Origin of the sequence: Streptomyces yangpuensis (genome assembly GCF_001005295.1) — a bacterium.
Classification (GTDB): domain Bacteria; phylum Actinomycetota; class Actinomycetes; order Streptomycetales; family Streptomycetaceae; genus Streptomyces; species Streptomyces yangpuensis.
Map to the genome: position 1 here is coordinate 115,917 of NZ_LBMK01000011.1, position 24,766 is coordinate 140,682.

Here is a 24,766-nt window from a genome sequence, read left to right on the forward strand (position 1 = left end):
AGCCCCGATCTTTCAGCCCCGCCGTCCCGGCCCCACGTTCACGCGGGGCCGGGACGCCCACCCCCGGAAATCTGCGGCCCCGCCGGCGAGGCGAGCGGCTTCACCCAGCGCCTCCACTCCTCCTGCGCCCCATACCCGGCCGCCCCCCACGCCGCGTGCGCCCGCTCGTTGCGGTCGAGCACCATCGCGTCGGCCCGCCGCCCGCCGAGTCCGGCGAACCGCTCCTCGGCAACGGCCAGCAGCGCCGCGCCTATCCCCTGCCGCCGGTACCCGGGGTGCACGGCCAGCCGGTAGAGGTGGCAGCGCCAGCCGTCGAACCCGGCGATCACGGTCCCGACGAGCTCACCGTCGCGGCGCGCGAGCAGCAGCGCCTGCGGGTCCCGCTCGTGGAGTCGCTCGACGCCCGCGAGATCGTCGCTGATGCTCGTCCCCTCGGCGGCGGTCTTCCAGAAGTCCAGTACGTCACCGAGGTCGCCGGCCGCCGCGGGGCCGATATGAAGATCACTCATGCCGCGATCCCATCATCCGGCCGCGCCCCGCCGAATGGATGATCCGCCCGCTTTGCTTGTCCTTTACCATGTGGGAACAGATCCCTCTTGAGTGAAAGGTGTGAGCGTCCGCCCATGGGCGAGCCTCCCAGTCCACGACACAGCACTCCGCCACCCTCGCGACGTCTGCGTTCGCGACGCCGCGCGATCCCCCTCCTCCTGGCCGATCATGGGACGGAGGTGATCGACCGATGACCGAGGTGCTCCTGCTCGTCGTGGCACTGCTGCTCTGCCTTGCCTGCGGAGTCTTCGTCGCGGCCGAGTTCTCCCTCACGACCGTCGAGCGCAGCGAGCTCGAGCGGGCCGCCGAGCGCGGTGAGCGCGGCGCCGACAGCGCTCTGTCGGCCGTCCGTACCCTCACGTTCCAGCTTTCCGGCGCCCAGCTCGGCATCACCGTGACCGGCCTGGTCATCGGCATGATCTCCAAGCCCTCGATCGCCGCCCTGCTCCAGGGGCCCTTCGAGGCCATGGGGCTGTCGGCCGGCGCCGCGTCCTCCACCGCCCTGGTTCTCGGGACGGTCCTGTCCACCGTCGTCCTGATGGTCGTCGGCGAGCTGGTGCCGAAAAACTGGGCCATCTCCTCGCCGCTGGCGATCGCCAAGCGGGTGGCGACCTTCCAACGGGTCTTCAGCCGGGCGTTCCGGCCGCTGATCAGCCACCTCAACACCACCGCGAACCACATGGTGCGCCGCTTCGGCATGGAGCCGACCGAGGAGCTGGCCTCCGCGCGCACCCCGCAGGAGCTGGTCGCCCTGGCCCGGCACTCCGCCAAGGAGGGCGCCCTGGAGAAGGACACGGCCGAGCTGTTCGTCCGGACCCTGAACCTGGCCGATCTGACCGCGGAGAACGTGATGACCCCGCGCGTCCAGGTCACCGCCCTCGACGTGCAGACCACCGCCGAGGACGTCGCGAACGCCACGATGGCCACCGGCCTGTCCCGCTTCCCCGTCTACTGCGGAAGCCTCGACACCGTCGTCGGCACCGTCCACATCAAGGACGTGCTGGCGCTGCCCGCCGAGGAGCGGCGCCGCCGTCCGGTGTCGCAGCTGCTGCGCGAGCCTCTCCTCGTACCGGAGTCGCTGACCGTGGACCGGCTGCTGGACCGGCTGTCCGGAAAGCAGACCATGGCCGTGGTCATCGACGAGTACGGCGGCACGGCGGGCGTGGCCACGCTGGAGGACATCGTCGAGGAGGTCGTCGGCGAGGTGCGCGACGAGCACGACCCGCACGAGACCCCCGACCTCGCCCCGGCCGGCACGGACGCCTCCGGGCGTCAGCTCTACTCCGCCGACGGCGCCGCGCGCACCGACCAGCTCCGGCGGATCGGGCTGCGCGTGCCGGACGGCCCGTACGAGACCCTGGCCGGCCTGATAGCGACCGAGCTGGGCCGGATCCCGGCCGTCGGCGACAGCCTGGAGCTGGACGGCTGGCGGCTGGACGTGGTGGACGACATCGGGCGCCGGGCGGCGCGGGTGCTGCTGCACGCGCCCGTCGGGGCCGCCGGGTCCGCAGGTTCGGCCGACGGGGCGGAGGACGCGCGATGACCGTGATCCAGTTGTTGATCGGCCTGGCGACCCTGGTCGTGAACGCCTTCTTCGTCGGCGCGGAGTTCGCGCTGATCTCAGTCCGGCGCAGCCAGATCGAGCCGTACGCCGAGCAGGGCGACCGGCGCGGCCGCGCCGTCCTGTGGGGCCTGGAGCACGTGTCGGCGCTCATGGCGGCGGCGCAGCTCGGCATCACCCTGTGCACCCTGGTGCTGGGTGTGGTGGCCGAACCGGCCATCGCCCATCTGCTGACCCCGCTCTTCGACCTGGTCGGGGTGCCGTCCGGGCTGACGCACGCCATCTCCTTCGTGGTGGCGCTGGCGCTGGCGACGTACCTGCACATGCTCTTCGGCGAGATGCTGCCGAAGAACGTCGCGCTGTCCGAGCCGGTGCGCACGGCGCTGCTGCTGGGGCCCCCGCTGGTGACCCTCACCCGGGCGCTGCGGCCGGTGATCTTCGCGATCAACGCCTTCGCCAACGCCCTGCTGCGGCTGCTGCGGGTGGATGCCAAGGACGAGGTCGCGGCGACGTTCTCGGACGACGAGCTGGCCCGGATGGTGAAGGACTCCAGCGACGCCGGGCTCCTCGACGGCCGGGCGAGCGAGCGCCTGCACGACGCCCTGGAACTGGGCCGACGGCCCGTGAACGACGTGGTGCTGCCGGCCGAGCGGGTGATCTCGGCCCGCGAGGGCATCACTCCGGCCGGGCTGGAGCGGCTGTCGGCGCAGAGCGGGTACTCCCGCTTCCCGGTGGTCGACGCCCAGCGCGGCATCCTGGGCTACCTGCATGTGAAGGACGCCCTGGACGCGGACGTCGAATCGCGCGACGAGCCGTTCCCGGCGTCGGCGCTGCGCCCGATCGCGCAGGTCCGGGCAGAGACACCGCTGGACGACGTGCTGACCGCCATGCGCCGCAGCCGTACGCACCTGGCGGCGGTCCTGGGCGCGGAGGACGCCATGACGGGTCTGGTGACGATGGAGGACGTCCTGCGGGAGCTGTTCGGGAGGCCGGCCTCGGCGTAGCCGAGGGGCGTGGGTCCCCGGCCCTGCGGGGCCGGGGTACCGCGCGGTAACATCACTCCGCCATGGAGATGAATGCGTCTTACACCAGTTTCGTCGCGGTCGGTGATTCCTTCACCGAGGGCATGTCCGACCTCCTGCCGGACGGCTCCTACCGCGGCTGGACCGATCTGCTGGCGGCCCGGCTCGCGGCGCGCGAGCCGGGCTTCCGTTACGCGAACCTCGCGGTCCGCGGGAAGCTGATCGGCCAGATCGCCGAGGACCAGGCCCCGGTGGCCGCCGCGATGGGCGCGGATGTGGTGACCCTGGTGGGCGGGCTGAACGACGCCCTGCGCCCCAGGGTCGACATGGGCCGGGTGCGCGCCCACCTGGAGTCGGCCGTGGAGCTGCTCGCGCCCTCGTGCAAGCAGCTCGTCCTGATGCGCTCCCCGGGGCGCAACGGGCCGGTGATGGAACGCTTCCGTCCCCGGATGGAGCAGCTCTTCGCCACCATCGACGAGCTCGCCGCCCGGCACGGCGCCCGGGTGGTGGACCTCTACGGCGCTCCTGTCCTCGCGGACCCGCGGATGTGGGACGTCGACCGGCTGCACCTGACGCCCGAGGGCCACCGCCGGGTGGCGGAGGCCGTCTGGCAGACGCTGGGACTGCCCGCCGAGCTGGACTGGCGCACCGAGCTGCCCGTCGCCGAGCCGCCGGGCTGGACGGCGCGCCGTTCCCAGGACCTGAGCTTCGCCCGGCAGCACCTGCTGCCCTGGATCGGCCGCCGCCTGACGGGTCGCTCCTCGGGGGACGGCCGCCCGGCCAAGCGCCCCGAACTGCAGCCCTATGGGGACGCACCGCTCTCGTAGCAAGGCACAATCCCGAGCGGTGGCCCGACCTGCGTAAACACACAGCTGCGGCCCAAGTAGAATCCCTACACGTGACTGCCAAGCCCCGCATCCCCAATGTCCTGGCCGGCCGCTACGCCTCCGCGGAGCTCGCCGTCCTGTGGTCCCCCGAGTACAAGGTGACGCTGGAGCGGCGGCTGTGGCTCGCCGTGCTGCGCGCCCAGAAGGACCTCGGTATCGAGGTCCCGGACGCGGCCCTCGCCGATTACGAGCGCGTCCTGGAAGACGTGGACCTCGCCTCCATCGCCGAGCGCGAGAAGGTCACCCGGCACGACGTGAAGGCCCGGATCGAGGAGTTCAACGACCTCGCCGGCCACGAGCACGTCCACAAGGGCATGACCTCCCGCGACCTGACCGAGAACGTCGAGCAGCTCCAGATCCGCCTCTCGCTGGAGCTGGCCCGCGACCGTACGGTCGCCGTGCTCGCCCGCCTCGGCAAGCTGGCCGGCGAGCACGCCGAGCTGGTCATGGCGGGCCGCTCCCACAACGTGGCCGCGCAGGCGACGACCCTGGGCAAGCGGTTCGCGACGGCGGCCGACGAGCTGCTGGTGGCCTACGACCGCCTGGAGAACCTCCTCGAGCGCTACCCGCTGCGCGGCATCAAGGGCCCCGTCGGCACCGCCCAGGACATGCTCGACCTGCTCGGCGGCGACGCCGCCAAGCTCGCCGACCTGGAGCAGCGCATCGCCGCCCACCTCGGCTTCGCGCACGCCTTCACCTCGGTCGGCCAGGTCTACCCGCGCTCCCTCGACTACGACGTGGTCACCGCGCTGGTCCAGCTGGCCGCCGCCCCGTCGTCGATCGCCAAGACGATCCGCCTGATGGCCGGCCACGAGCTGGTCACCGAGGGCTTCAAGCCCGGCCAGGTCGGCTCCTCCGCGATGCCGCACAAGATGAACACCCGCTCCTGCGAGCGCGTGAACGGCCTGATGGTCATCCTGCGCGGCTACGCCTCGATGACGGGCGAGCTGGCCGGCGACCAGTGGAACGAGGGCGACGTCTCCTGCTCCGTGGTTCGCCGCGTGGCCCTGCCGGACGCCTTCTTCGCCTTCGACGGACTGCTGGAGACCTTCCTGACGGTCCTCGACGAGTTCGGCGCCTTCCCCGCGGTCGTAGCCCGCGAGCTGGATCGCTACCTGCCCTTCCTCGCGACCACCAAGGTCCTGATGGGCGCGGTGCGTGCGGGCGTGGGCCGCGAGGCCGCCCACGAGGTCATCAAGGAGCACGCGGTGGCCTCCGCGCTCGCCATGCGCGAGCAGGGAGCCGAGCGCAACGAGCTGCTCGACAAGCTGGCCGCCGACGAGCGGATGCCGCTGGACCGCGCCCAGCTCGACGCGCTGATGGCGGACAAGCTCTCCTTCACCGGCGCCGCGGGCGACCAGGTCTCGACCGTGGTCTCCCGTATCGAGGTGATCGCCAAGCAGCACCCGGAGGCCGCCGGGTACGCGCCGGGGTCGATCCTCTGACCCCCGAAGAGCTGGCCGCCGCCCGCGACCGCGTCCTCCCCGACGTGGTCGCGGGCGGTCTGCGTGTGCTGTTCTGCGGGATCAATCCCGGTCTCCTCTCCGCCGCGACGGGCCACCACTTCGCCCGCCCCGGCAACCGCTTCTGGCCGGTCCTGCACCTCTCGGGCTTCACCCCGCGCCGCCTGGCTCCCGCGGAGCAGGAGGAACTCCTGAACTACCGCCTCGGCATCACCAACGTCGTGGCCCGCGCCACGGCCCGCGCGGACGAGCTGAGCGCCGAGGAGTTCCGCGAGGGCGGCCGCATCCTGACGGCCAAGGTGGAACGTCTGCGCCCCCAGTGGCTGGCGGTGGTCGGCGTCACGGCCTACCGCACCGCTTTCGGCGAGCGGACCACGCAGATCGGCCCCCAGGAGCGCACGATCGGCTCCACCCGCATCTGGGCCCTCCCCAACCCCAGTGGCCTGAACGCCCACTGGACCGCCGAGTCCATGGCCCAGGAGTACGCCCGCCTCCGCGAGGCCGCGCACTCCCCCGACGACGAGCGCCACTGAGCGCTCGCACCGGCCCCGGATCCGGCGGTGAGCAGGGTGACAGCACCCCGGCGGGTGCTCAGGCCGGCCAGCCGACCTGCCCGCTCTCGACCCGGAGCACTTCGGGGACCTCGTCCTCATGGAACCTGAGGAATCCGATACCGACCGCACCGTCCTCGCGGAGGTGCGTCGGGTGGGCCCTTGCCGCCAGCCAGCGGAGCAGCTCACCGATCTGGTCGAATTCATCGGGGTGGATTTCCTGCCGGGACATCAGCCCCCAGCCCTTCACCGGCAGGTCCACACGACTCGCCAGGGCCGAGCAGAGCACGCCACCCACCCGCCTTGCCGCGCCGCGTCCGGCGAGCAGTGGACGTGGATCGTCCTCCACGTGCGGGATCCCCGAGTCGTCCGTCACCACGACCGGGAACCGCGTGACGACGGACAGGCGCTCCGGTTGCTGCCCGGCCCCCAGATGCCAGCTCAGCTCGGCGAGTTCCGCCTCGGAGATCTCGTCCCGCAGGTCGACGGCAATCATCAGCTCGTACATGTCACTCACCCTCGGAACTCTAGTGCGGGCCACCGACACGCCCCTCCGGGCCGGTGCCGCGATGCCCGCCTGCTACGGCGGGTCCACGACGGTGACCCCTGCGGTCAGCAGGTAGGGCGCCTCACAATCCCACTGCGCCACACACACCACCAGCCAGCGCTCTCCGGCCCGCCACAGATGGACGTGGTCGGTGCAGCTGCTCAGCTCGTTCCACGGCTCCTCTATCGCCTCCCCCTCGAATCCCCGTTCCAGCACCGTCCCCAGACTGAAGACCTGTGGCTCCCCCCACCGGTCGGTCACGGCCTGGGTGATCGCCCCGTACTCGGCACTGATCTGGTCGGCTGCCTCGATCCGGCCCGAGCCGTCGTCGTCCCAGAAGTGCCGTGTCCGGGAGAGATGCACCAGGTGGAAGCCCGGACCGCTGCTGCTGTCGACGGTCCGGACCGGCTCCTTCGGGAACTCCTGCGCCAGGAGCCGGTCGATCGTGTCGAGGTGCTCTGCCGTGGTCATGCCGTCAGTATCCCGAGCGGCACTGACAACTGGCCTGTTGTCACGCGTCCCTGCGGCGCACCGCCAGCCAGCCGCCGAGCACCGCGGCCGCGGCCCACAGGGCCATCACACCCAGCCCGGTCCAGGGGCCGAGATCGCCCTGCGTCCGGGCGTGCAGCACCAACTGCCCCGCGCGGTCCGGCAGGTACTGGGCGGCACCCCCCGCGGCCTCGCCGACGACGAAGGAAACGAGCAGCACGAAGGGTATGAGCAGGCTCAGCACGACCGTCCCGCTGCGCAGTACGGCGGTCAGCCCGGCCGCGAGCAGCGCCATCAGGGCGAGGTAGAGCCCGCTGCCGACGACAGCACGGTAGGTACCCGGGTCGCCGAGGTCGAGGGCGTACCGGCCCATGAACGCCTGACCCGCGACGAAGGTGACCAGCCCGGTGACCTGACCCGTCAGCAAGGCGAGCACACCCACTGTGGCGATCTTCGAAAGGTAGAAGCGGGTGCGGTTGGGAACCGCCGCCAGCGAGGTGCGCAGCGCCCCGTTGTGGAACTCGCCGGCCACGGCGCCGGCGCCGAAAACCATGGCTGCGATCTGCCCGAAGGAGATGCCGTAGTAGGCCGCGAAGAGCGGATCGTCGCCCATGCTGCCGTCCTCGGACCGGCCGATGGCGGCTGCCGTCAGCGCCTGGATGCCCGCGGTGGCGACGAGGACGGCTATCAGGCCCCCGAGGGTGCCGCGCAGGGACCGTATCTTGATCCATTCCGAGTGCAGGGTGGGGACGGTGGGCAGAGCGGAGCGCATGGCGGGGCCTCCTGAAGGTTCGGGGAAGTCAGCGGGTAGCGGTGAACTGTGCGTGATCGGCGGTGAGATCGAGGTAGGCCTGTTCGAGCGAGGCGCGCTCGTCGGCCAGTTCCAGCACGGGGATGCCCTCACGGGCGGCCAGCTTGCCGAGCTGCTCGGCCTGTATGCCCTCGACCGTCCATCGCCCCTCCTCCGCGGCGGCCAGTTCGAAGCCGTCCCGGGCCAGGGCGGACCGCAGCCGGCCCGGATCGGAGGTGCGCAGGCGCACCCGCCGGGTGCTGCGGGCGTCGATGAAGTCCGCCATCGACGTGTCGGCCAGAAGCCGGCCGTTGCCGAGCACGATCAGGTGGTCGGCGAGGGCGGATGTCTCGGACATCAGGTGGCTGGAGACCAGCACGGTGCGCCCTTCGGCGGCGAGGCGGCGCATCAGCTCGCGGATCCAGATGATGCCCTCGGGGTCGAGGCCGTTGGTCGGCTCGTCCAGGAGCAGCACCCCGGGGTCGCCCAGCAGCGCGGCGGCTATGCCGAGGCGCTGGCGCATGCCGAGTGAGAAGGACTTGATTCGCCGCTTGGCCACGGACGCTATTCCGGCCTGCTCCAGGACCTCGTCCACCCGTCGCACCGGGATGCTGCCGGCGGCGGCGAGGAAGCGCAGGTGGTCGCGGGCGGTTCGCCCGCCGTGGGCCGACTGCGCGTCCAGCAGGGCGCCGACCCGGTGCAGCGGGTCCGGCAGGTCCAGGTAGCTCCGCCCGCCGAGGGTGGCCGTACCGGAGGTGGGCCGGTCCAGGCCCAGCAGCAGGCGCATGGTGGTGGACTTCCCGGCGCCGTTGGGGCCGAGGAATCCGGTGACCCGCCCGGGCAGGACATCGAAGGTGAGGCCGTCCACCGCACGGTGGGCGCCGTAGGCCTTGGTCAGTTCTCGGATCTCGATGCTGTTCATGGCTCAAGATTCGCCGCCGGCCCCACCCCGTTCCCTCCCCCGTGCGGGGGTGCCGTCTCCCCCACATGGGGGAGACGGACCCGAGCGGTGCGCTGACACGATGGGGGCATGTACCGACTGCTGCGGGCTCCGTTCCGGCCAGTGACCTACTCACGCTGGTTGCACCTCTGCGTGCCCCTGCTGCTGCTGGCCATATGGATGTTCGTTGTTCCGGAGTGGCCGTGGGGGCCGATGCTCCTCGTCCTGCCGTTCGGCCTGGTGCCCTGGGTGCGGCTCGCGGAGGGCCTGCAGGCGCAGTTCCTGCTCACGCCGTATGACCGCGGCTCGGCGGACGGCGCCATAAGCCTGGCTCCTTCGGCGCATTGGGGAGACCGCTGGCGGACGGTGTTGTGGCTGGAGACGCGGATGGTCATCGCGTTCGGCGCGGTGGCCGCCACCGTCTGGATGCCCGCTCTGACGGTCGATCTCATCGCGAGAGCGCTCGGCTATTCCCTGGATCCGGGCCCGATGGCGCCGTTGATACCCGAGCGTCGCTGGGCCGCCGCGCTGCTGGCACCCGTTCCCCTGCTGGTCCTGATGGTCGTCGTGGTCCTGCTCGGCGAGCTGATCACCGCTGCCGCAACCCGGCTGCTCGGCCCCTCGGCCGCCGAGCGGCTGAGCGCACTGGAAGCGCGTACGGAGCAGTTGCTGGAGCGGACCCGGATCGCGCGGGAACTGCACGACTCGATCGGGCACGCGCTGACCGTGGCCGTCGTGCAGGCGGGGGCGGCGCGCGCCGCGGGCGATGCCGCCTTCACCGACCGGGCGCTGTGCGCCATCGAGGAGACGGGCAGGGCCGCGCTGGAAGACCTGGAGCGAGTGCTGGGAGTGCTGCGGGAGACCGGTCAGCCGCCGTCGCAGCGGCCGACGCTGGCGGAGGCCGACCGGCTGCTGGAGTCGGCCCGGGCCTCCGGCTCGGAAGTGGACGCGCAACTGACCGGACCGCTGGAGAAGTTGCCCGGGCCGGTCACCCGGGAGGGGTACCGGATCCTGCAGGAGTCGCTCACCAATGTGCTGCGCCACTGCGGGCCCGTACCGGTCCGGGTGCGGGTGGAGATGGCCGCCGACCGATTGGAACTGGAGGTGACGAACACGCTGCCGGAACGGCCCGGTGTGACACCGGGCAGCGGCAGCGGACTGCGCGGGATGAGGGAAAGGGCCGCCCTGCTGGGCGGGGAGGCCGAGACCGGACCGTACGAGGGTGGCTGGAGGGTGCGCGCACGGCTTCCGCTGGAGCGAATACGCTGACCGGATGCCGGTTACCGTACTGCTCGTCGACGACGAACCCCTGGTCCGCGCGGGTCTGCGCGCCGTCCTGGACTCCCAGCCCGACATCGAGGTGGTGGGTGAGGCGGCCGACGGCGCCTCGGTGATCCCGCTCGTACGGCAGCTGCGGCCGGATGTGGTGGCCATGGACGTACGGATGCCGCTGCTCGACGGGATCGAGGCGACCCGCGCGGTGCTGCGGACGGTGGACTCCCCGCCGAAGATCCTCGTGGTGACCACCTTCGAGAACGACGAGTACGTCTACCAGGCGCTGCGGGCCGGAGCCGACGGGTTCCTCCTGAAGCGGGCCCGGCCCTCGGAGATCGTGCACGCGGTACGGCTGGTCGCGGAGGGCGAGACGCTGCTCTTCCCGGCGGCGGTACGGGCCCTGGCCGCCGAGTACGGCAACCGGCAGGCGCGGGCGGTGCTGGAACGGGCCGCCCTGACCGAGCGGGAGGAGGCGGTCCTGCGGCTGATGGCGCGGGGGCTCACCAACGTGGAGATCGCGTCCGAGCTGATCATCGGCACGGAGACGGTCAAGTCCCACGTCAGTGCGGTCCTGGCGAAGCTGGGGGCGCGGGACCGTACCCAGGCGGTGATCACGGCGTACGAGTCGGGCTTCGTCTCCCCCGCCTGAAAGGAAGGGGCCCGCTCCGGCCGATGGGGGGCTGCTTCTCGCCGCCGTACCCGGCGCGCAGTACGATCCGGCTGACAAGCTCGCTAGCTGGGAGGACACACGTTGGGGCAGCTGACCGGCGGGGACCCCTCTCTGCTCCGGCGGATCAATTCCGCGGTGGTGCTGCGGGCACTGCGCATGGCCGGGTCGCCGACCCTCACCGACCTCACCCGGCTGACCGGGCTCTCCCGGCCGACCGTCGAAGGGGTCGTGGAAGGGCTGATCGGGACCGGGCTCGTCGTCGAGGCCGAGGCCGAGGAGGGCGCCCGTCGCCAGGGGCGGCCGGCCAGGCGGTTCCGGTTCCGGGCCGAGGCGGGCCACCTGCTCGGCATCGAGATCGGATCGCACCGCGTCGCGGTGCTGCTGTCCGGGCTGGACGGCCGGATCATCGGCGCCGGAACCAAGGAGGTCGCAGAGACGGCCTCGGCCGACGAGCGGCTGGAGCGGGTGCGCGCGGCCGTCGCCGATCTGCTGCGCCGGGCCGGTGTGCCGCGGGACTCCTTGCGGGCGGTCGGGGTCGGCAGCCCCGGAATCGTGGAGGCGGACGGCACGGTGCGCCTCGGCACCGCCCTGCCCGGCTGGACCGGGCTGCCGCTCGGCGACCGGCTGCGGCGCTCGTTCCGCTGCCCGGTGCAGGTGGAGAACGACGCCAACGCGGCGGCGGTCGCCGAGCATTGGAAGGGGGCCGCCCGGGACACCGGGGACATGGTCTTCGTGATGGCGGGCCTCAGTCCCGGCGCGGGCTCGCTCATCGGCGGCCGGCTGCACCGGGGCTTCGGCGGCGCCGCCGGGGAGATCGGCGCCCTGCACCTGCTGGGCCGTGAGGCGACTCCCGAGCGGCTGCTGTCGACGACGGGTGAGCCGCTCCACCCGCTGGACGAGCCGGCCGTCGCCGAGGTCTTCGCGATGGCCAAGCGGGGCGACGAGCAGGCGATCGCCGCCGTGGACCGCTTTCTGCAGCGTCTGGTCCACGACGTGGCGGCGCTGGTCCTGGCGATGGATCCGGAGCTGGTGGTCGTCGGTGGCTGGGCGGCAGGCCTGGACGGGGTCCTGGATCCCCTGCGCGAGGAGCTGGAGCGCTACTGCCTGCGCCCTCCGCGAGTGGCCCTGTCGCTGCTCGGCGAGGCGGCGGTGGCGACCGGTGCCCTCCGGCTCGCGCTCGACCACGTCGAGGAGGAGCTTTTCGCCGTGGAGAAGACCGTCACGGCCCGCCGCTGACGCTCTCCGTCTCCTCCTGTCCCTCCGGCACCCGCAAAGCCCGGCCCCCGCAAAGCCCGAGAGCCGGTACGGCCGTGGCAGACCACGGCCGTACCGGCTCGGACGGTTCGGGAGGAGTCGGCCGGGCGGGACCGGTCAGGAGGCGACGGGCTCGTGCGTGATCTCCACGCCGCCCGAGTCGCCGAAGGTGAGGCGGCAGGTGTCGGCGCGGTAGGTGGCCACCGAGACCGCCGCCGTGCCCGCCGCGGTGAAGTACCGGGTGGTGACCAGGAGCACCGGTGCGCCGGGCAGCCGGTCCAGTTCCTTGGCGTCGTCGGCCCGGGCGGAGCCGAGCTCCACCGAGCGATCCTGACCGTCGAGGACCAGCCGCTGCAGCTCGCGCAGGACGGCACGGGCGCGGGCCGGTCCCGACGGGGCCTCGATGGCGGGCAGCCCGGGCACCGAGGCGGCCGGGACGTAGAGCAGCTCCGCGGCGACGGCCTGACCGTTCGTCATCCGGATCCGGCGCACGGTGTGGACCGGCTGGTCGGCAGCGAACGCCCCACCGGCGCCAAGGAGCTTCACCACCGCGGCGGGCGGCAGGGACTCCGAGGCGTCCTGCGGCTCCCAGCCGTCGACGGCCTCCCCGGGCCAGCTGTGCTGCGCGCTGCCGACGGCGACGCCCACCCGCGGCGGGGCGACGGTAGTGCCGACACCGCGGCGGCGCTGCAGCCGGCCTTCGAGCTCCAGCTGCTCCAGCGCCTGACGCAGGGTCGCGCGGGCGACTCCGAAGCGGGCCGCGAGTTCACGCTCGTTGGGCAGCACCTCGCCGACTGCGAAGTCCTGGTCGAGCGCCTCGCTGAGGACGGTCTTGAGGTGCCAGTACTTCGGCTCCGGCACCGTTTCGAGCTGCGTGGTCCCCACCCTGACTCCTCCTGCCATCGCTGCACTCGCCGTGTGTTCCAGCGGCAGTTCTGCGCCTTTGTTTATTAAAGGTTCCTGCACTATCCCTGCGACGATAGGACGGTGCACCCCCTTGGTCAAGACCAATGCTCGTACCTTTGCCGGGCAGATCGGGCATATGTATCAAGCCGTTCACGGGATGTTCTCGTGGCTTTGTGACCCACAAAGGCTTGTAGTCAAGGGCTACCCGACGGTAATCATGGCGGCGGGCACTCCTGACAGCCTGTCTCGCAGCAGTCCAACCGACGAGGAGCAGCATGACCGCCACGGTCTCCTTCACGATCGATTCGCCGCTCGGCCCCCGCACCGCCACCGTCGCCTATGAACGCAAGGGATCGGGCGAACCGCTCCTCCTGCTGCACGGCATAGGCCATCACCTCCAGGCCTGGCACCCGGTGACCGACATCCTGGCCGCCGAGCACGACGTGATCGCCGTCGACCTGCCCGGCTTCGGCGCCTCGGAGCCGCTGCCGCAGGGGTTGCCGTACTCCCTGGACACCGTCGCCCCGGCGCTCGGAGCGCTCTGCACGGCCCTCGGTGTCGAGCGCCCGCACGTCGCGGGCAACTCCCTCGGCGGGCTGCTCGCCCTCGCCATGGGCCGGAGCAATCTCGTCCGCTCCGTCACGGCCCTCTCCCCCGCCGGGTTCTGGACCGAGGGCGAACGCCGCTACGCCTTCGCCGCACTGCTCGCCTTGCGGGCCGGCGCCAGGGCGCTGCCCCTGCCCGCCGTCCACCGGCTCTCGCGCAGTGCCGCCGGCCGGACCGCGCTCACCGGCATCATCTACGCCCGCCCGGGGCGCCGTTCGCCCGAGGCCGTGGTCGCCGAGACGCTCGCCCTGCGCCACGCCACCGGGTTCGAGGACACCCTGGCCGCGGGTGGCTCCGTACGTTTCACCGACGACGTGCCGGGGCTGCCGGTCACCATCGCGTGGGGCACCCGCGACCGCCTGCTGCTGCGCCGCCAGGGCGTCCGCGCCAAGCACACCGTCCCCGGTGCCCGGCTGGTCCGCCTGCCCGGCTGCGGCCACGTCCCGATGAGCGACGATCCGGCGCTCGTCGCCCGCGTGGTGCTCGACACGGCCCGCAGCGCCGCCGTCCCGGTCGTCGCGTGAGCGCAACCGAACCGCTGCGCCACCCGGACCGGCCGGTACACAGGACCGGTGAGCACGCCGGACCGTGAGTGTGCGGAGCCGGTCCGGGTCAAGAGGTTGAACGTCTGAACGGATGAGCGGCTGGCCGCTGTTCATCCGCGGTTCGCGTGGGCGACGCGGCCGGGCCGGTGCGCGACGGCACGCTGGTCCGACCCGTCCTCGCCGCCCCCTGGAGACGCACCGATGGCTTCGACCCCGCACACCCGACGGTCCCTCATCGGCGGTTCCCTCGCCCTGTCCTCCGCGCTACTCGCCGCGCCGGCACTCGCCGCCCCCGCCTTCGCCCGCTCCGGCCGACCGAACGCGCACTGGGGCGTCCAGTCCGGTGAGATCACCGCGCACTCGGCCACCGTGTGGGCCCGTTCCGACCGCCTCGCGCGGATGTACGTCGAGACCTCGCCGAGCGAGGCGTTCCGCTACGCCGTACGCCGCCACCGCGGCCCGCTGCTCGGCCCGTCGAGCGACTTCACCGGGACCACCGTCCTGCGCGACCTCCCGCCCGGGCAGCAGATCCACTACCGGGTCGTCCTGGCCGACCCCGACGACCCCCGGCGCACCGCCGAGCCCGTCCACGGCACCTTCCGCACCACCCCGGTCTCCCGCCGCCGCGACGTGCGTTTCCTGTGGTCCGGGGACCTGGCGGGCCAGGGCTGGGGCATCAACCCCGACGTCGGCGGCTACCGCGTCTTCGACGAGATGCGGCAGCGCGATCCCGACTTCTTCCTCTTCAGCGGGGACACGATCTACGCCGACGGCCCGATCAAGGCGGCCGTGCCGCTGCGCGACGGCACCGTCTGGCGCAACATCACCACCTCGGAGAAGTCGAAGGTCGCCGAGACGCTCGACGAGTTCCGCGGGAACTTCCGCTACAACCTGCTCGACCGCAACCTGCTCGGCTTCAACGCCCAGGTCCCCGTCCTCGCCCAGTGGGACGACCATGAGGTGCGCAACAACTGGTACCCGGGCCAGCTGATCGACGACCCCCGCTACACCGTCAAGGAGGCCGACGTCCTCGCCGCCCGCGCCCGCCGGGCCTTCGGCGAGTACTTCCCGGTCACCGACCTGCGCGGCGGCCACGCCGAGGGCCGGATGTACCGCGTGATGCGGTACGGCCCGCTCCTCGACGTCTTCGTCCTCGACATGCGCACCTACCGCAACGCCAACTCCCCCGGCGGTCAGACCGAGGACCCCATCGGCATCCTCGGCACCGAACAACTGGCCTGGATCAAGCGCGAACTCGCCCGCTCCCGGGCCACCTGGAAGGTCATCGCCGCCGACATGCCCCTGGGCATCGTCGTCCCCGACGGGGCGGCGAACTTCGAGGCCGTCGCCCAGGGCGACCCGGGCGCCCCGCTGGGCCGGGAACTGCAGATCGCCGAGCTGCTGCGGCACATCAAGCACCGGCGCATCACCGGCACCCTCTGGCTCACCGCCGACGTGCACTACACCGCCGCGAACCACTACGCGCCCGAGCGAGCCGCCTTCACCGACTTCGCTCCGTTCTGGGAGTTCGTGTCCGGCCCCATCGGGGCGGGGGGCTTCCCGGCCGGGCGGCTCGACGCCACCTTCGGCCCCGAGACGGCCTTCGTCCAGTCGGCTCCCTTCGCCAACATGTCGCCGTCGGAGAACCCGCCGTACTACGGGGAGGTCGACATCGACGGCGGCAGCGGGGACCTCACCGTCCGGTTGCGGCGCCAGGGAGGGGGCGTCCTCTTCACCAGGACCCTGCAGCCCGGCCGGGTGGGCCAGTAGAGCGTCCGAAAAACACCCCGAAAACTGGGTGAAATCGGCCAGACGGACACTTAACCAGTCGGTCACAGACCGTTCGTGATCACGCAACACCCTTCAGCAACAGTGGTGTGCATGACTGACCGTATCCACGCCTCCGCCCAGCGTCCCCACCGCCACCACTGGCGCCGCGACGTCGTCGAACTCGCTGCACTGTTCTGCGCCGTCGCGGTCGCCGACGCCATCGCCAATCTCGTCGTACACGGCCCCAGGGGCCCGGTCCTGCTGATCGCCTCGGCCGTCGCACTGCTGGTGACCGCCGCCTTCCACACCTGGTGGGCGCGGCGTCACAGCCATGCGCCGCCGCCCAGCACACCGCCGCCCGGCGATCCGGCGGCCTCGGAGCCCGCCGCCCCCGGCGAGGCCGGAGCCACCGCCCTGTGGCGGATGCGCACGACCGTACGCGACCAGCCCGGCTCCCTGGCCGTCCTCTGCACCGCCCTCGCCCGCAACGGCGTGGACATCCTGACGCTGCAGACGCACCCGCTGCCCGAGGGCGGCACGGTGGACGAGTTCCTGCTGCGCGCCCCGCAGCGGCTCCCCTCCGCCGACCTCACCCGGGCGGTCTCCCGGGCCGGCGGCCACAGCACCTGGATCGAGCGCGCCGACGCCCACGACCTCGTCGACACCCCGACCCGGCTGCTGGGCCTGGCCACCCGCACCGCGCTGGACGCCGCCGAGCTCCCCCTCGCCCTGCGCCAGCTCCTGGGCCGCTGCACGATCCACTCGATCCCGGCGACCACGCTTTCCGGCCGCCCGAACGCCGGCGCGGACGCCCCGGTCGAGGGGGTCCTGGAGGCCACCGTCATGCGGCTGCGCGACCCCTCGGGCGGCGCGATCACCGTGGAACGGCCCTACCTGCCCTTCACCCCCACCGAATTCGCCCGGGCCCGCGCCCTGGTCGAGCTCGACGCCCGGCTCGGCCCGCGCGTCCCGCGCAGCCAGGACGTACTGACCCTGCCCGAGGGCAACGAGATCACCGTGCGCCGCGCCGACGGCTCCGACCTGCCCGCGGCCCGCGCCATGCACGACCGCTGCTCCGAACGGACCCTCGGGCTGCGCTACCACGGCCCCGTCGCCGACGCCGACCGCTACCTGGGCCATCTGCTCAGCCCCCGCTTCGGCCGCACCCTCGCCGCCACCACCGCGTCCGGGAAACTCGTCGCCCTCGGCCACCTGCTGTGGGACGGCGACGAGACCGAGGTCGCCCTCCTCATCGAGGACGACTGGCAGCGCCGCGGCATCGGCTCCGAACTGCTGCGCCGGCTCCTCGCCATGGCCGCCGAGGCCGGGTGCGACAGCGTGTACGCCGTCACCCAGGCCGCCAACACCGGCATGGTCGCCGCCATGCGCGGCCTCGGCCTCCCCCTCGACTACCAGATCGAGGAGGGCACCCTGGTGATCACGGCCCGGCTGGACGCCACGCCCGTCGGCTCGCGGCTCCCGTACGAGGTCCCCGTCGCGCTCCCGCACGAGCACGGGGCTCCGCGACGCCCGCACTGAGCCCCGGCCGGCCGCGGCACGCACGGGCGCCCGCTCCCCCGGAGCGGGCGCCTCCGTTCGGATCCGGCCAAACTCGGATCCGCGCCGCTGGCCACAGATCCACCTCCCATCCGTGAAGTCGCTTGCGCACGAGGGTGGTTGACCGAGACCGGCCGAGTCCGACAGCCGTGCTCCAGCCCGTGTCAGGAGGCTGACGCCAATCGGTGATGACGGGAGGACGGGTCGCATACGAAGATGGCCGCATGTCAGAGACCCTCCACACCGGCAGCGCCCCCCGGCTGCCCCGCCAGGTGGCCGACGCCTACGTCGACGGCCTCATCGCCCTCGACCCCATCACCGGCACCTACCTGGGTGTAGCCGAGAGCTCCGCCAAGCTCCCCGACTTCTCCCCGGCGGGCCGCGCGGCCGTCGCCGGCCTCGCCCGCGAGACCCTCGCCCGTCTCGACGCCGCCGAGGCGCTCCCCGGTGCCGACACCGACGCCGAACGGCGCTGCGGCCGTCTGCTCCGCGAGCGGCTCACCGCCGAACTCGCGGTCCACGACGCCGACGAGGACCTGCGCGCGGTCAGCAACATCCACAGCCCCGTGCACTCGGTCCGCGAGGTCTTCTCCCTGACTCCGGCCGACACCGACGAGGACTGGGCGGCGATCGCCGAGCGGCTGCGCGCCGTCCCGGCCGCCTTCGCCGGCTACCGCGAGAGCCTCGAACTCGGGCTGGAGCGCGGCCTGTACGGCGGCCCGCGCGCCACCGAGACCATGATCGGCCAGCTCACCACCTGGGCCGGCCAGGACGGCACCGCCCCGGCCTTCTTCGAGGACTTCGCCTCCGGCGGCCCCGAGGCCCTGCGCACCGAGCTGGACGCGGCGGCCGCCGGCGCGACCTCCGCCGTCGTCGAACTGCGCGACTGGATGACCGCGGTGTACGCCCCCGCGGTCGAGGGCCGGCCCGACACCGTGGGCCGCGAGCGGTACGCCCGCTGGTCGCGGTACTTCAACGGCACCGACCTCGACCTGGACGAGGCGTACGCCTACGGCTGGTCGGAGTACCACCGGCTGCTCGCCGAGATGAAGACCGAGGCGGCCAGGATCCTCCCGGGCGCCGGCCCCTGGGAGGCCCTGGCGCACCTGGACGAGCACGGCACCCACATCGAGGGGGTGGACGAGGTCCAGGCCTGGCTGCAGGGCCTGATGGACGAGGCCATCGAGAACCTCGACGGCACCCACTTCGAACTCGCCGAGCGCGTCCGCAAGGTGGAGTCCCGGATCGCCCCTCCCGGCGGCCCCGCGGCCCCGTACTACACCTCCCCGTCGGAGGACTTCTCCCGCCCGGGCCGCACCTGGCTGCCCACGATGGGGCAGACCCGCTTCCCGGTCTACGACCTGGTGTCCACCTGGTACCACGAGGGCGTTCCGGGCCACCACCTCCAGCTCGCGCAGTGGACGCACGTGGCCGACCAGCTCTCCCGCTACCAGGCCACCGTCGGCTGGGTCAGCGCCAACTGCGAGGGCTGGGCGCTCTACGCGGAGCGGCTGATGGACGAACTGGGCTATCTCAAGGACGCCGAGCAGCGCCTGGGCTACCTGGACTGCCAGATGATGCGCGCCGCGCGGGTCATCGTCGACATCGGCATGCACCTGGGCCTGGAGATCCCGGCGGACTCGCCGTTCCACCCGGGCGAGAAGTGGACCGTGGACCTGGCGCAGGAGTTCTTCGGCCTGCACAGCGGCCGGCCGGCGGAGTTCGTGGAGAGCGAGCTGACCCGCTACCTGTCGATGCCGGGGCAGGCGATCGGATACAAGCTGGGCGAACGCACCTGGCTGATGGGCCGGGACAACGCGCGTGCGGCGCACGGCGACTCCTTCGACCTGAAGGCCTGGCACATGGCGGCGCTGTCGCAGGGTTCGCTGGGGCTGGACGACCTGCTGGACGAGCTCTCGAAGCTCTGACGGCACTGCGGTACCGCGGTACTGCGGGCTGCATGTCGTATGCCGTATGCCGTATGCCGTACGTACGGGCCGCTTCGTCTCCCCCGGGGGCGAGCGCGGCCCGTACGCGTGCGGCGGGCACGTCAGCAGCCGCAGTCGTCCGAGCCGGTCGGCGCGGTCAGCGGGTCGGCCCCGTCGCGCTGCCGGGGGCCCTGCCAGGTCTCGACCTCGAAGCCTTCACGGATCCAGTACTCGATGCCGCCGAGCATCTCCTTGACCTGGAAGCCGAGTTCGGCCAGGGCGAGGGCGGAGCGGGCGCCGCCGTTGCAGCCGGGGCCCCAGCAATACGTCACCACGGGGACGTTCTTGTCCAGGAGCCGCTCGGCCTGCTCGGGCACGAGGGCGGTGGGCAGGTGGATCGCGCCGGGCACGTGCGCCTGGTCCCAGGAGGGCGTGGAACGGGAGTCGACGAGCTGGAAGCCCAGCCCGGCGCCCGACTCGCGGTGGGCCCTGAAGGCGCTCGCGACGTCCGAGACGTCCGCGTGGAAGGCGAGGCTCGCGGCGAAGTAGGCGGCGGCCGCGGCCGGGGAGGCCGGGGGCACACGGAGCACGGGGTTGCCGGCGGCCGGGGCGGAGGAGGTGTTCTGCGGTGTCGTCATGGCCAGAAATCTACGATCCGTCGATCTTCCCAGGAAGTCACTTTCCCCGGCGCTTTCCTTGTCCCGCCGGGGAATCCCCTGCTAGACCTGCCTCATGACCGACTATTCCCCTGACGCCACGGACTGGCGGATCCTCGAAGCGCTCCAGCGGGACGGCCGCGCCAGCTTCACCGAGCTCGCCCGCTCCGTGTCCATGTCCGCGAGCGCCGTCACCGAGCGGGTCCGCCGGCTGGAGGAAGCCGGTGTGATCACCGGCTACACGGCCGTGGTGGACCCGGAGAAGCTCGGCAAGTCGATCCTCGCCCTGGTGCGGCTGCGCTACCCGCACGGCAACTACAAGCCGTTCCATGACTTCCTGGAAGCCACTCCCGAGATCCTGGAGGCCCATCACGTCACGGGCGACGACTGCTTCGTCCTCAAGGTCGCGGCCCGCTCGATGCGGCACCTGGAGGAGGTCACCGGCCGGATCGCGGGGCTCGGCTCGGTGACGACGAGCGTCGTCTACTCCTCGCCGCTGCCGCGCCGCCCGCTCAGTCCGTGACCGCGCCCGCCCGCCGCCCGCTCAGTCCGTGAGCGCCGCCGTGCGGTGCCGCACGACGGAACCGCCGCGCTGCTTGACGATCTCCAGCTGGGCCTGGACCCGGGTCCGCAGGTCGGCGACGTGGCTGACGATGCCAACGCTGCGGTCCCGCTCGCGCAGGGAGTCCAGCACGTCGAGCACCTCGTCCAGTGCCTGGTCGTCGAGGCTGCCGAAGCCCTCGTCGATGAAGAGGGTGTCCAGGCGGGTACCGCCCGCCTCGTCGGTGACCACGTCGGCGAGGCCCAGCGCGAGGGCGAGCGAGGCGAAGAAGGTCTCGCCGCCGGAGAGGGTGGCGGTGTCCCGCTCGCTGCCGGTCCACGCGTCGACCACGTGCAGCCCGAGGCCGGAACGCCCGCGTCCGCTCGCCCGTGCGTCGGAGTGCACCAGGGTGTAGCGGCCGCCGGACATGCGCAGCAGCCGTACCGTCGCGGCGGCGGCCACCTGCTCCAGGCGGGCGGCCAGCACGTACGCCTCCAGCCGCATCCTGCGCTCGTTGTCCGCGGAGGTGCCCGCGGTCAGGCCGGCCAGCCGGGCCACCCGGTCGTAGGCCTCCCGCAGCGGGCCGAGCGCGCGCAGCTCCTGCTCCATCTGCCGGGAGAGCCGGTCCAGCTCCACGCAGCGGACCCGGGCCGCGTCGAAGGCGGAGCCCGCCGTACGGAGCTTCGCCGCGGCCTCGGCCGCGTACGCCTCGGCGGCGTCCGGTGCGGCCGGGGGCAGCGCCGCCGCCTCGGCGGTGCCGGTCTCGCCGAGGCGGTCCGCGAGGAGGGCCTCCTCCGCCTGCCAGGCGTCCAGCCGGTGCTGGAGCGCGGTGCGTTCGTATTCCGGGAGGACGGCGTCGGCAGCGGCCTCGATCGTGTCGAAGCCGGCCTTGAAGGCGGCGTCGGCGAGCTGGTCGTCGGCCTCCTTCAGCCGGGCGGCGGCCGTCTCCGCCCGGCGCAGGGCAGTGGCGGCCCCGGCGACGATCCGGACCCGGTCCTCCAGGGTCCGGGCGCGGGCCGCGACGGTGGGCGCGTCCCGCCGCACGAGGGCGAGTTCGGCCTCCAGGGCGGCCTGTTCCCGGTCCAGGGCCTCACGGCGGGAGGCCCGGGCGGCGGCCCGGGTCTCGGCGTCGAGCCGGTCGGCGCTGCGCACGGAGTGCTCGCGCTCGGCCCGGGCCAGCTGCTCCCGGGCGGCGTGCAGGCCGGCGGCCGCGGCATGAGCGGCGGCGTGCCGGGCACTCAGGTCGGCGGTCAGGGCGAGGAGTTCGTCGGTCGTGGCGTCCCCGGCGGCGGACGCGGCCTCGGCACGGGCCTTGCGGGCGGCGGCGAGGCTGCGCTCGACGGCCGCCCGGGCCTGCTCGGCCCGTTCGAAGGCGGCGTGGGCGGCGTCCTCCGCGGCACGGTCCACGTGGCCGGGGGCCGGGCGGGCCGGAGCCGGGTGGTCCGCCGATCCGCACACGGTGCAGGCTTCCCCGGCCACCAGCGCCTCGGCGAGTTCGGCGGCGATGCCGCGCAGCCGGGCCTCCTTGAGCTCCAGCCAGCGTTCGCGCGCGGCGGCCGACTCCTCGCGCAGTTCGAGCAGTTCGCGCTCGGCGCGCTCGGCGTCGGCGGCGAACTCGTCGCGCCGCCGGGCGGCGCTGAGGTTCATCCGGGCCGGTTCCAGCCGGCCCGCGAGCTGCTCGGCCAGGGTGGCGGCCTGCTGGGCGGCGTCCGCCCGCTCCTGCAGGGCGGTGCGGGTCTCCTCCCAGCGCTCCAGCCACTCGGCGGACTCCTGGCGCTGCTCCTCGGCGGCGCGGGACTCCCGTTCCAGGTCGGCCCGTTCGCGGCCGATCTCGGCGCTGCGCTGCTCGGTGCGGTGGGCGGCGCCGAGCGCGCCCAGTTCCTCGCGCAGCCGCTGTTCGACGGCAGCGAGCTGTTCGGCGCCGGCCTCCCGCAGCGGGGGCGGCAGTTCCGCGCGCGCCGTCGTCTCGGCGTGGGCCGCGGCGAGGTGGGCCGAGCCGGCCGCGCCGCGCAGTTCCAGGGCGGGCGCCACCAGAGCTCCCCGCCGGGCCCCGTCCAGCAGGCCGCGGACCCGCTCGCGCTCGGGCTCCGCCTCGGCGAGCAGGGCGGCCCGGCGGGTGGTCTCCGCGTGCCGGCGCTGGAGCCGGTCGAGCTCCCGCGCGTCCTCGGCGGCCCGCCGGGCGGCGGCGTACCGGCTCTCGACCGCGGCCAGCGCGTATGCGGCGACGTCCAGCCGTTCCCGCGCCGAGCACCGGGCGACGGCCGCCCAGGCGCGGACCGCCCCGGCGAGCCCGGGGTCTCCCGGCTGGTGCCCGGGCAGCGGCCAGGCCCGCAGGTCCGCGCTGTCGCCGGCGGCCTGGGCGAGCCGCTGCGCGGTGTGGAGCACCTTCTCGTCGCCGGCCCGGACCCTGGCCTCGGCGGCCCGGCGCCGTTCCCCGAGGAGGGTCTCGACGGCGGCGAAGCGGCGGGTGTCGAAGAGCCGGCCGAGGAGCCGGCCGCGGGCCGCCTCGTCGGCGCGCAGGAAACGCGCGAACTCCCCCTGCGGCAGGAGCACGACCTGGCAGAACTGCTCGCGGCTCATGCCGAGCAGCTGCTCGATCTCCTCGCCGATCTCCTGGTGGGAGCGGCTGAGCGGCTCCCAGCCCTCGCCGGTGTGCTCACGCAGCCGGCTCTGCGCCTTGTCCTTGGTGGTGCCCGTGCCCCGCTTCTTCGGCCGTTCCTGTTCGGGGCGCCGGGTGATCTCCAGGCGGCGGCCGCCCGCGGTGAGTTCGAGGGTGACCTCGGTCGGGGTGCCGGCGGCGGCGTGGTCGCTGCGCAGGGTGGTGCCGGGGGCCTGGCGGGCGCCGGGCACGGAGCCGTAGAGGGCGTAGCAGACGGCGTCGAGGACGGAGGTCTTGCCCGCGCCGGTGGGGCCGTGCAGCAGGAAGATGCCGGCGCCGGAGAGGGCGTCGAAGTCGATCGTCTGGGGTTCGGCGAAGGGGCCGAAGGCGGTCACGGCCAGCCGGTGGAGCCTCATCGGTGGTTCTCCCGGACGCTGTCGTCGGCGCGTACGTCGTCGAAGGCGCCCTGGAGGACGGCCCGTTCGGCCTCGTCCGGGAGGCCGCCGCCACGCACGTGGGCGACGAAGTCCTCGGCGATCTGCTGGTCGGTGCGGCCGCGCAGCCGCTGGGCGTAGGAGGCGCCGGTCTCCTCCCGGCGGCCCTCGGGGTCGAAGGCCAGGGTGAGGGTGTGCGGGAAGCGGGTGGCGAGGCGGGCCATGGGGTCGTCGGGGCGGACCGGGTCGGTGAGGGTGGCCTCCACCCACGCGTCCTCGTGCACGGCGTGGGCGGGATCCGCGAGGAGGTCGTCGAGGCGCCCGCGCAGCCTGGCGAGGGCGCGGGGTACGGGGGTGTCGATGCGCTCGGCGGTGACGATCTCTCCCTGCGCGCCGAGTTCGATCAGCCACATGGTCTTGCGGTGGTCGGCTTCGGAGAAGGAGTAGGCGAGCGGGGAACCGGAGTAGCGGACCCGTTCGTTGATCGTCTGGCAGCCGTGGAGGTGGCCGAGGGCGGCGTAGTCCACTCCGTCGAAGACGGAGGCGGGGACGGCCTCCACACCGCCGACGCTGATGTCGCGTTCGCTGTCGCTGGCCTGCCCGCCGGTGACGAAGGCATGGGCCAGGACGACGGAGCGGGTGCCGGGCGGGCGGGTGGCGAGGTCGGCCCGGATCCGGTCCATGGCCGCGCCCAGGACCGCTTCGTGGCTGACCCTCTGCGTCCTGAACTGGTCCTTGACCAGGGCGGGCTCCAGGTACGGCAGCCCGTAGAGCGCCACGTCACCGTGTACGTCGGCCAGTACGACGGGGTCGGCGCAGCCGGCCGGGTCGGTCCGCAGGTGGATGCCGGCGCGGCCGATCAGCCCTGCCCCGAAGCCGAGCCGGCGGGCGGAGTCGTGGTTGCCGGAGATCATGACGGTGGGCACACCGAGCTCGGCGAGCCGGTGCAGGGCCCGGTCGTACAGCTCGACGGCGGGCAGCGGGGGCACGGCACGGTCGTAGACGTCCCCGGCGACGAGGACGGCGTCGACCTCGTGCGCGCGGACCGTCTCGACGAGGTGGTCGACGAAGGCGGCCTGGGCACCGAGCAGGTTCACACGGTGGAAGGCGCGGCCGAGGTGCCAGTCGGAGGTGTGCAGGAACTTCACTCGCCGGCCCCGCCCCACATGCCGTCTCCCCCTGGTCGTGTTCCCGCTCGCTGGTCCCCTCTACGCTAACCCGTCCCC

General features: G+C 73.1%; 22 protein-coding genes. 13 read left to right on the forward strand and 9 right to left on the reverse strand.

Going from position 1 to position 24,766, the window contains the following annotated elements:
- Positions 1 to 38 precede the first annotated feature (38 nt).
- Positions 39 to 509, reverse strand: a complete 471-nt coding sequence (locus tag AAT21_RS33375; RefSeq protein ID WP_046780716.1) for a GNAT family N-acetyltransferase — start codon at positions 507 to 509, stop codon at positions 39 to 41.
- A gap of 230 nt (positions 510 to 739) precedes the next feature.
- On the opposite strand from AAT21_RS33375, the gene AAT21_RS33380 reads away from it, so the two are divergent.
- The 5 genes from AAT21_RS33380 (at position 740) to mug (ending at position 6,015) form a co-directional block, all read left to right on the forward strand.
- Positions 740 to 2,092 carry a hemolysin family protein gene (locus AAT21_RS33380; protein WP_046780717.1) on the forward strand — a complete coding sequence of 451 codons (1,353 nt, stop codon included), beginning with the start codon at positions 740 to 742 and terminating at the stop codon, positions 2,090 to 2,092.
- Positions 2,089 to 3,114 carry a hemolysin family protein gene (locus AAT21_RS33385; protein ID WP_046780718.1) on the forward strand — a complete coding sequence of 342 codons (1,026 nt, stop codon included), beginning with the start codon at positions 2,089 to 2,091 and terminating at the stop codon, positions 3,112 to 3,114. The genes AAT21_RS33380 and AAT21_RS33385 overlap by 4 nt, the downstream gene beginning before the upstream one ends.
- A 62-nt stretch (positions 3,115 to 3,176) precedes the next feature.
- Positions 3,177 to 3,959, forward strand: a complete 783-nt coding sequence (locus tag AAT21_RS33390; protein WP_046780719.1) for an SGNH/GDSL hydrolase family protein — start codon at positions 3,177 to 3,179, stop codon at positions 3,957 to 3,959.
- Positions 3,960 to 4,030: 71 nt separating this feature from the next.
- Complete coding sequence (purB, locus tag AAT21_RS33395; RefSeq protein WP_046780720.1) at positions 4,031 to 5,464, forward strand: adenylosuccinate lyase; 1,434 nt, start codon at positions 4,031 to 4,033, stop codon at positions 5,462 to 5,464.
- Positions 5,461 to 6,015, forward strand: coding sequence for a G/U mismatch-specific DNA glycosylase (gene mug / locus AAT21_RS33400; protein WP_046780811.1), 555 nt, complete (start codon positions 5,461 to 5,463; stop codon positions 6,013 to 6,015). Before purB ends, mug begins: the two co-directional genes overlap by 4 nt.
- Before the next feature lie 58 nt (positions 6,016 to 6,073).
- On the opposite strand, the gene AAT21_RS33405 is transcribed toward mug, so the two are convergent.
- The 4 genes from AAT21_RS33405 to AAT21_RS33420 all read right to left on the reverse strand — a co-directional run bounded on the left by AAT21_RS33405 (position 6,074) and on the right by AAT21_RS33420 (position 8,781).
- Positions 6,074 to 6,550, reverse strand: a complete 477-nt coding sequence (locus tag AAT21_RS33405) for a hypothetical protein (RefSeq protein WP_046780721.1) — start codon at positions 6,548 to 6,550, stop codon at positions 6,074 to 6,076.
- Positions 6,551 to 6,613: 63 nt separating this feature from the next.
- A complete protein-coding gene (locus tag AAT21_RS33410) occupies positions 6,614 to 7,051 on the reverse strand; it encodes a hypothetical protein (protein WP_046780722.1) in 438 nt (145 codons plus the stop codon).
- A 40-nt stretch (positions 7,052 to 7,091) separates the two neighbouring features.
- Positions 7,092 to 7,841: an ABC transporter permease subunit gene (locus AAT21_RS33415; RefSeq protein ID WP_046780723.1), complete on the reverse strand. Its 750-nt coding sequence runs from the start codon at positions 7,839 to 7,841 to the stop codon at positions 7,092 to 7,094.
- Positions 7,842 to 7,869: 28 nt separating this feature from the next.
- A complete protein-coding gene (locus tag AAT21_RS33420; RefSeq protein WP_046780724.1) occupies positions 7,870 to 8,781 on the reverse strand; it encodes an ABC transporter ATP-binding protein in 912 nt (303 codons plus the stop codon).
- 108 nt (positions 8,782 to 8,889) lie between these two features.
- Here AAT21_RS33420 and AAT21_RS33425 point away from each other — a divergent pair, with 108 nt between their 5' ends.
- The 3 genes from AAT21_RS33425 (at position 8,890) to AAT21_RS33435 (ending at position 11,980) form a co-directional block, all read left to right on the forward strand.
- Positions 8,890 to 10,068: a sensor histidine kinase gene (locus AAT21_RS33425; RefSeq protein WP_046780725.1), complete on the forward strand. Its 1,179-nt coding sequence runs from the start codon at positions 8,890 to 8,892 to the stop codon at positions 10,066 to 10,068.
- A gap of 4 nt (positions 10,069 to 10,072) precedes the next feature.
- Positions 10,073 to 10,723 (forward strand): response regulator, encoded by a 651-nt coding sequence (locus AAT21_RS33430; RefSeq protein WP_046780726.1) that lies wholly within the window; start codon positions 10,073 to 10,075, stop codon positions 10,721 to 10,723.
- Positions 10,724 to 10,825: 102 nt separating this feature from the next.
- Positions 10,826 to 11,980 carry an ROK family transcriptional regulator gene (locus tag AAT21_RS33435; protein ID WP_046780727.1) on the forward strand — a complete coding sequence of 385 codons (1,155 nt, stop codon included), beginning with the start codon at positions 10,826 to 10,828 and terminating at the stop codon, positions 11,978 to 11,980.
- 135 nt (positions 11,981 to 12,115) lie between these two features.
- On the opposite strand, the gene AAT21_RS33440 is transcribed toward AAT21_RS33435, so the two are convergent.
- On the reverse strand, positions 12,116 to 12,883 hold the full coding sequence (locus tag AAT21_RS33440; protein ID WP_046780728.1) for a GntR family transcriptional regulator: 768 nt from the start codon (positions 12,881 to 12,883) through the stop codon (positions 12,116 to 12,118).
- Between the two features lie 296 nt (positions 12,884 to 13,179).
- Here AAT21_RS33440 and AAT21_RS33445 point away from each other — a divergent pair, with 296 nt between their 5' ends.
- The 4 genes from AAT21_RS33445 to AAT21_RS33460 all read left to right on the forward strand — a co-directional run bounded on the left by AAT21_RS33445 (position 13,180) and on the right by AAT21_RS33460 (position 19,310).
- Entirely contained in the window at positions 13,180 to 14,034 is an 855-nt protein-coding gene (locus AAT21_RS33445) for an alpha/beta fold hydrolase (protein WP_046780729.1), read from the forward strand.
- 222 nt (positions 14,035 to 14,256) lie between these two features.
- Entirely contained in the window at positions 14,257 to 15,825 is a 1,569-nt protein-coding gene (locus AAT21_RS33450; protein WP_046780730.1) for an alkaline phosphatase D family protein, read from the forward strand.
- A 111-nt stretch (positions 15,826 to 15,936) separates the two neighbouring features.
- The gene (locus AAT21_RS33455; RefSeq protein WP_046780731.1) at positions 15,937 to 17,364 is read left to right on the forward strand and encodes a GNAT family N-acetyltransferase; all 1,428 of its coding nucleotides are present in this window, start codon (positions 15,937 to 15,939) and stop codon (positions 17,362 to 17,364) included.
- A gap of 242 nt (positions 17,365 to 17,606) precedes the next feature.
- Entirely contained in the window at positions 17,607 to 19,310 is a 1,704-nt protein-coding gene (locus AAT21_RS33460; protein ID WP_046780732.1) for a DUF885 domain-containing protein, read from the forward strand.
- A 122-nt stretch (positions 19,311 to 19,432) separates the two neighbouring features.
- Here AAT21_RS33460 and AAT21_RS33465 read toward each other — a convergent pair whose 3' ends face one another.
- The gene (locus tag AAT21_RS33465) at positions 19,433 to 19,948 is read right to left on the reverse strand and encodes a rhodanese-like domain-containing protein (protein WP_046780733.1); all 516 of its coding nucleotides are present in this window, start codon (positions 19,946 to 19,948) and stop codon (positions 19,433 to 19,435) included.
- Between the two features lie 94 nt (positions 19,949 to 20,042).
- Here AAT21_RS33465 and AAT21_RS33470 point away from each other — a divergent pair, with 94 nt between their 5' ends.
- Entirely contained in the window at positions 20,043 to 20,489 is a 447-nt protein-coding gene (locus tag AAT21_RS33470; protein ID WP_046780734.1) for an Lrp/AsnC family transcriptional regulator, read from the forward strand.
- A gap of 21 nt (positions 20,490 to 20,510) precedes the next feature.
- Here AAT21_RS33470 and AAT21_RS33475 read toward each other — a convergent pair whose 3' ends face one another.
- Positions 20,511 to 23,522: an AAA family ATPase gene (locus tag AAT21_RS33475; RefSeq protein WP_046780735.1), complete on the reverse strand. Its 3,012-nt coding sequence runs from the start codon at positions 23,520 to 23,522 to the stop codon at positions 20,511 to 20,513.
- Positions 23,519 to 24,688: an exonuclease SbcCD subunit D gene (locus tag AAT21_RS33480; protein ID WP_046780736.1), complete on the reverse strand. Its 1,170-nt coding sequence runs from the start codon at positions 24,686 to 24,688 to the stop codon at positions 23,519 to 23,521. Before AAT21_RS33480 ends, AAT21_RS33475 begins: the two co-directional genes overlap by 4 nt.
- Positions 24,689 to 24,766: the final 78 nt, after the last annotated feature.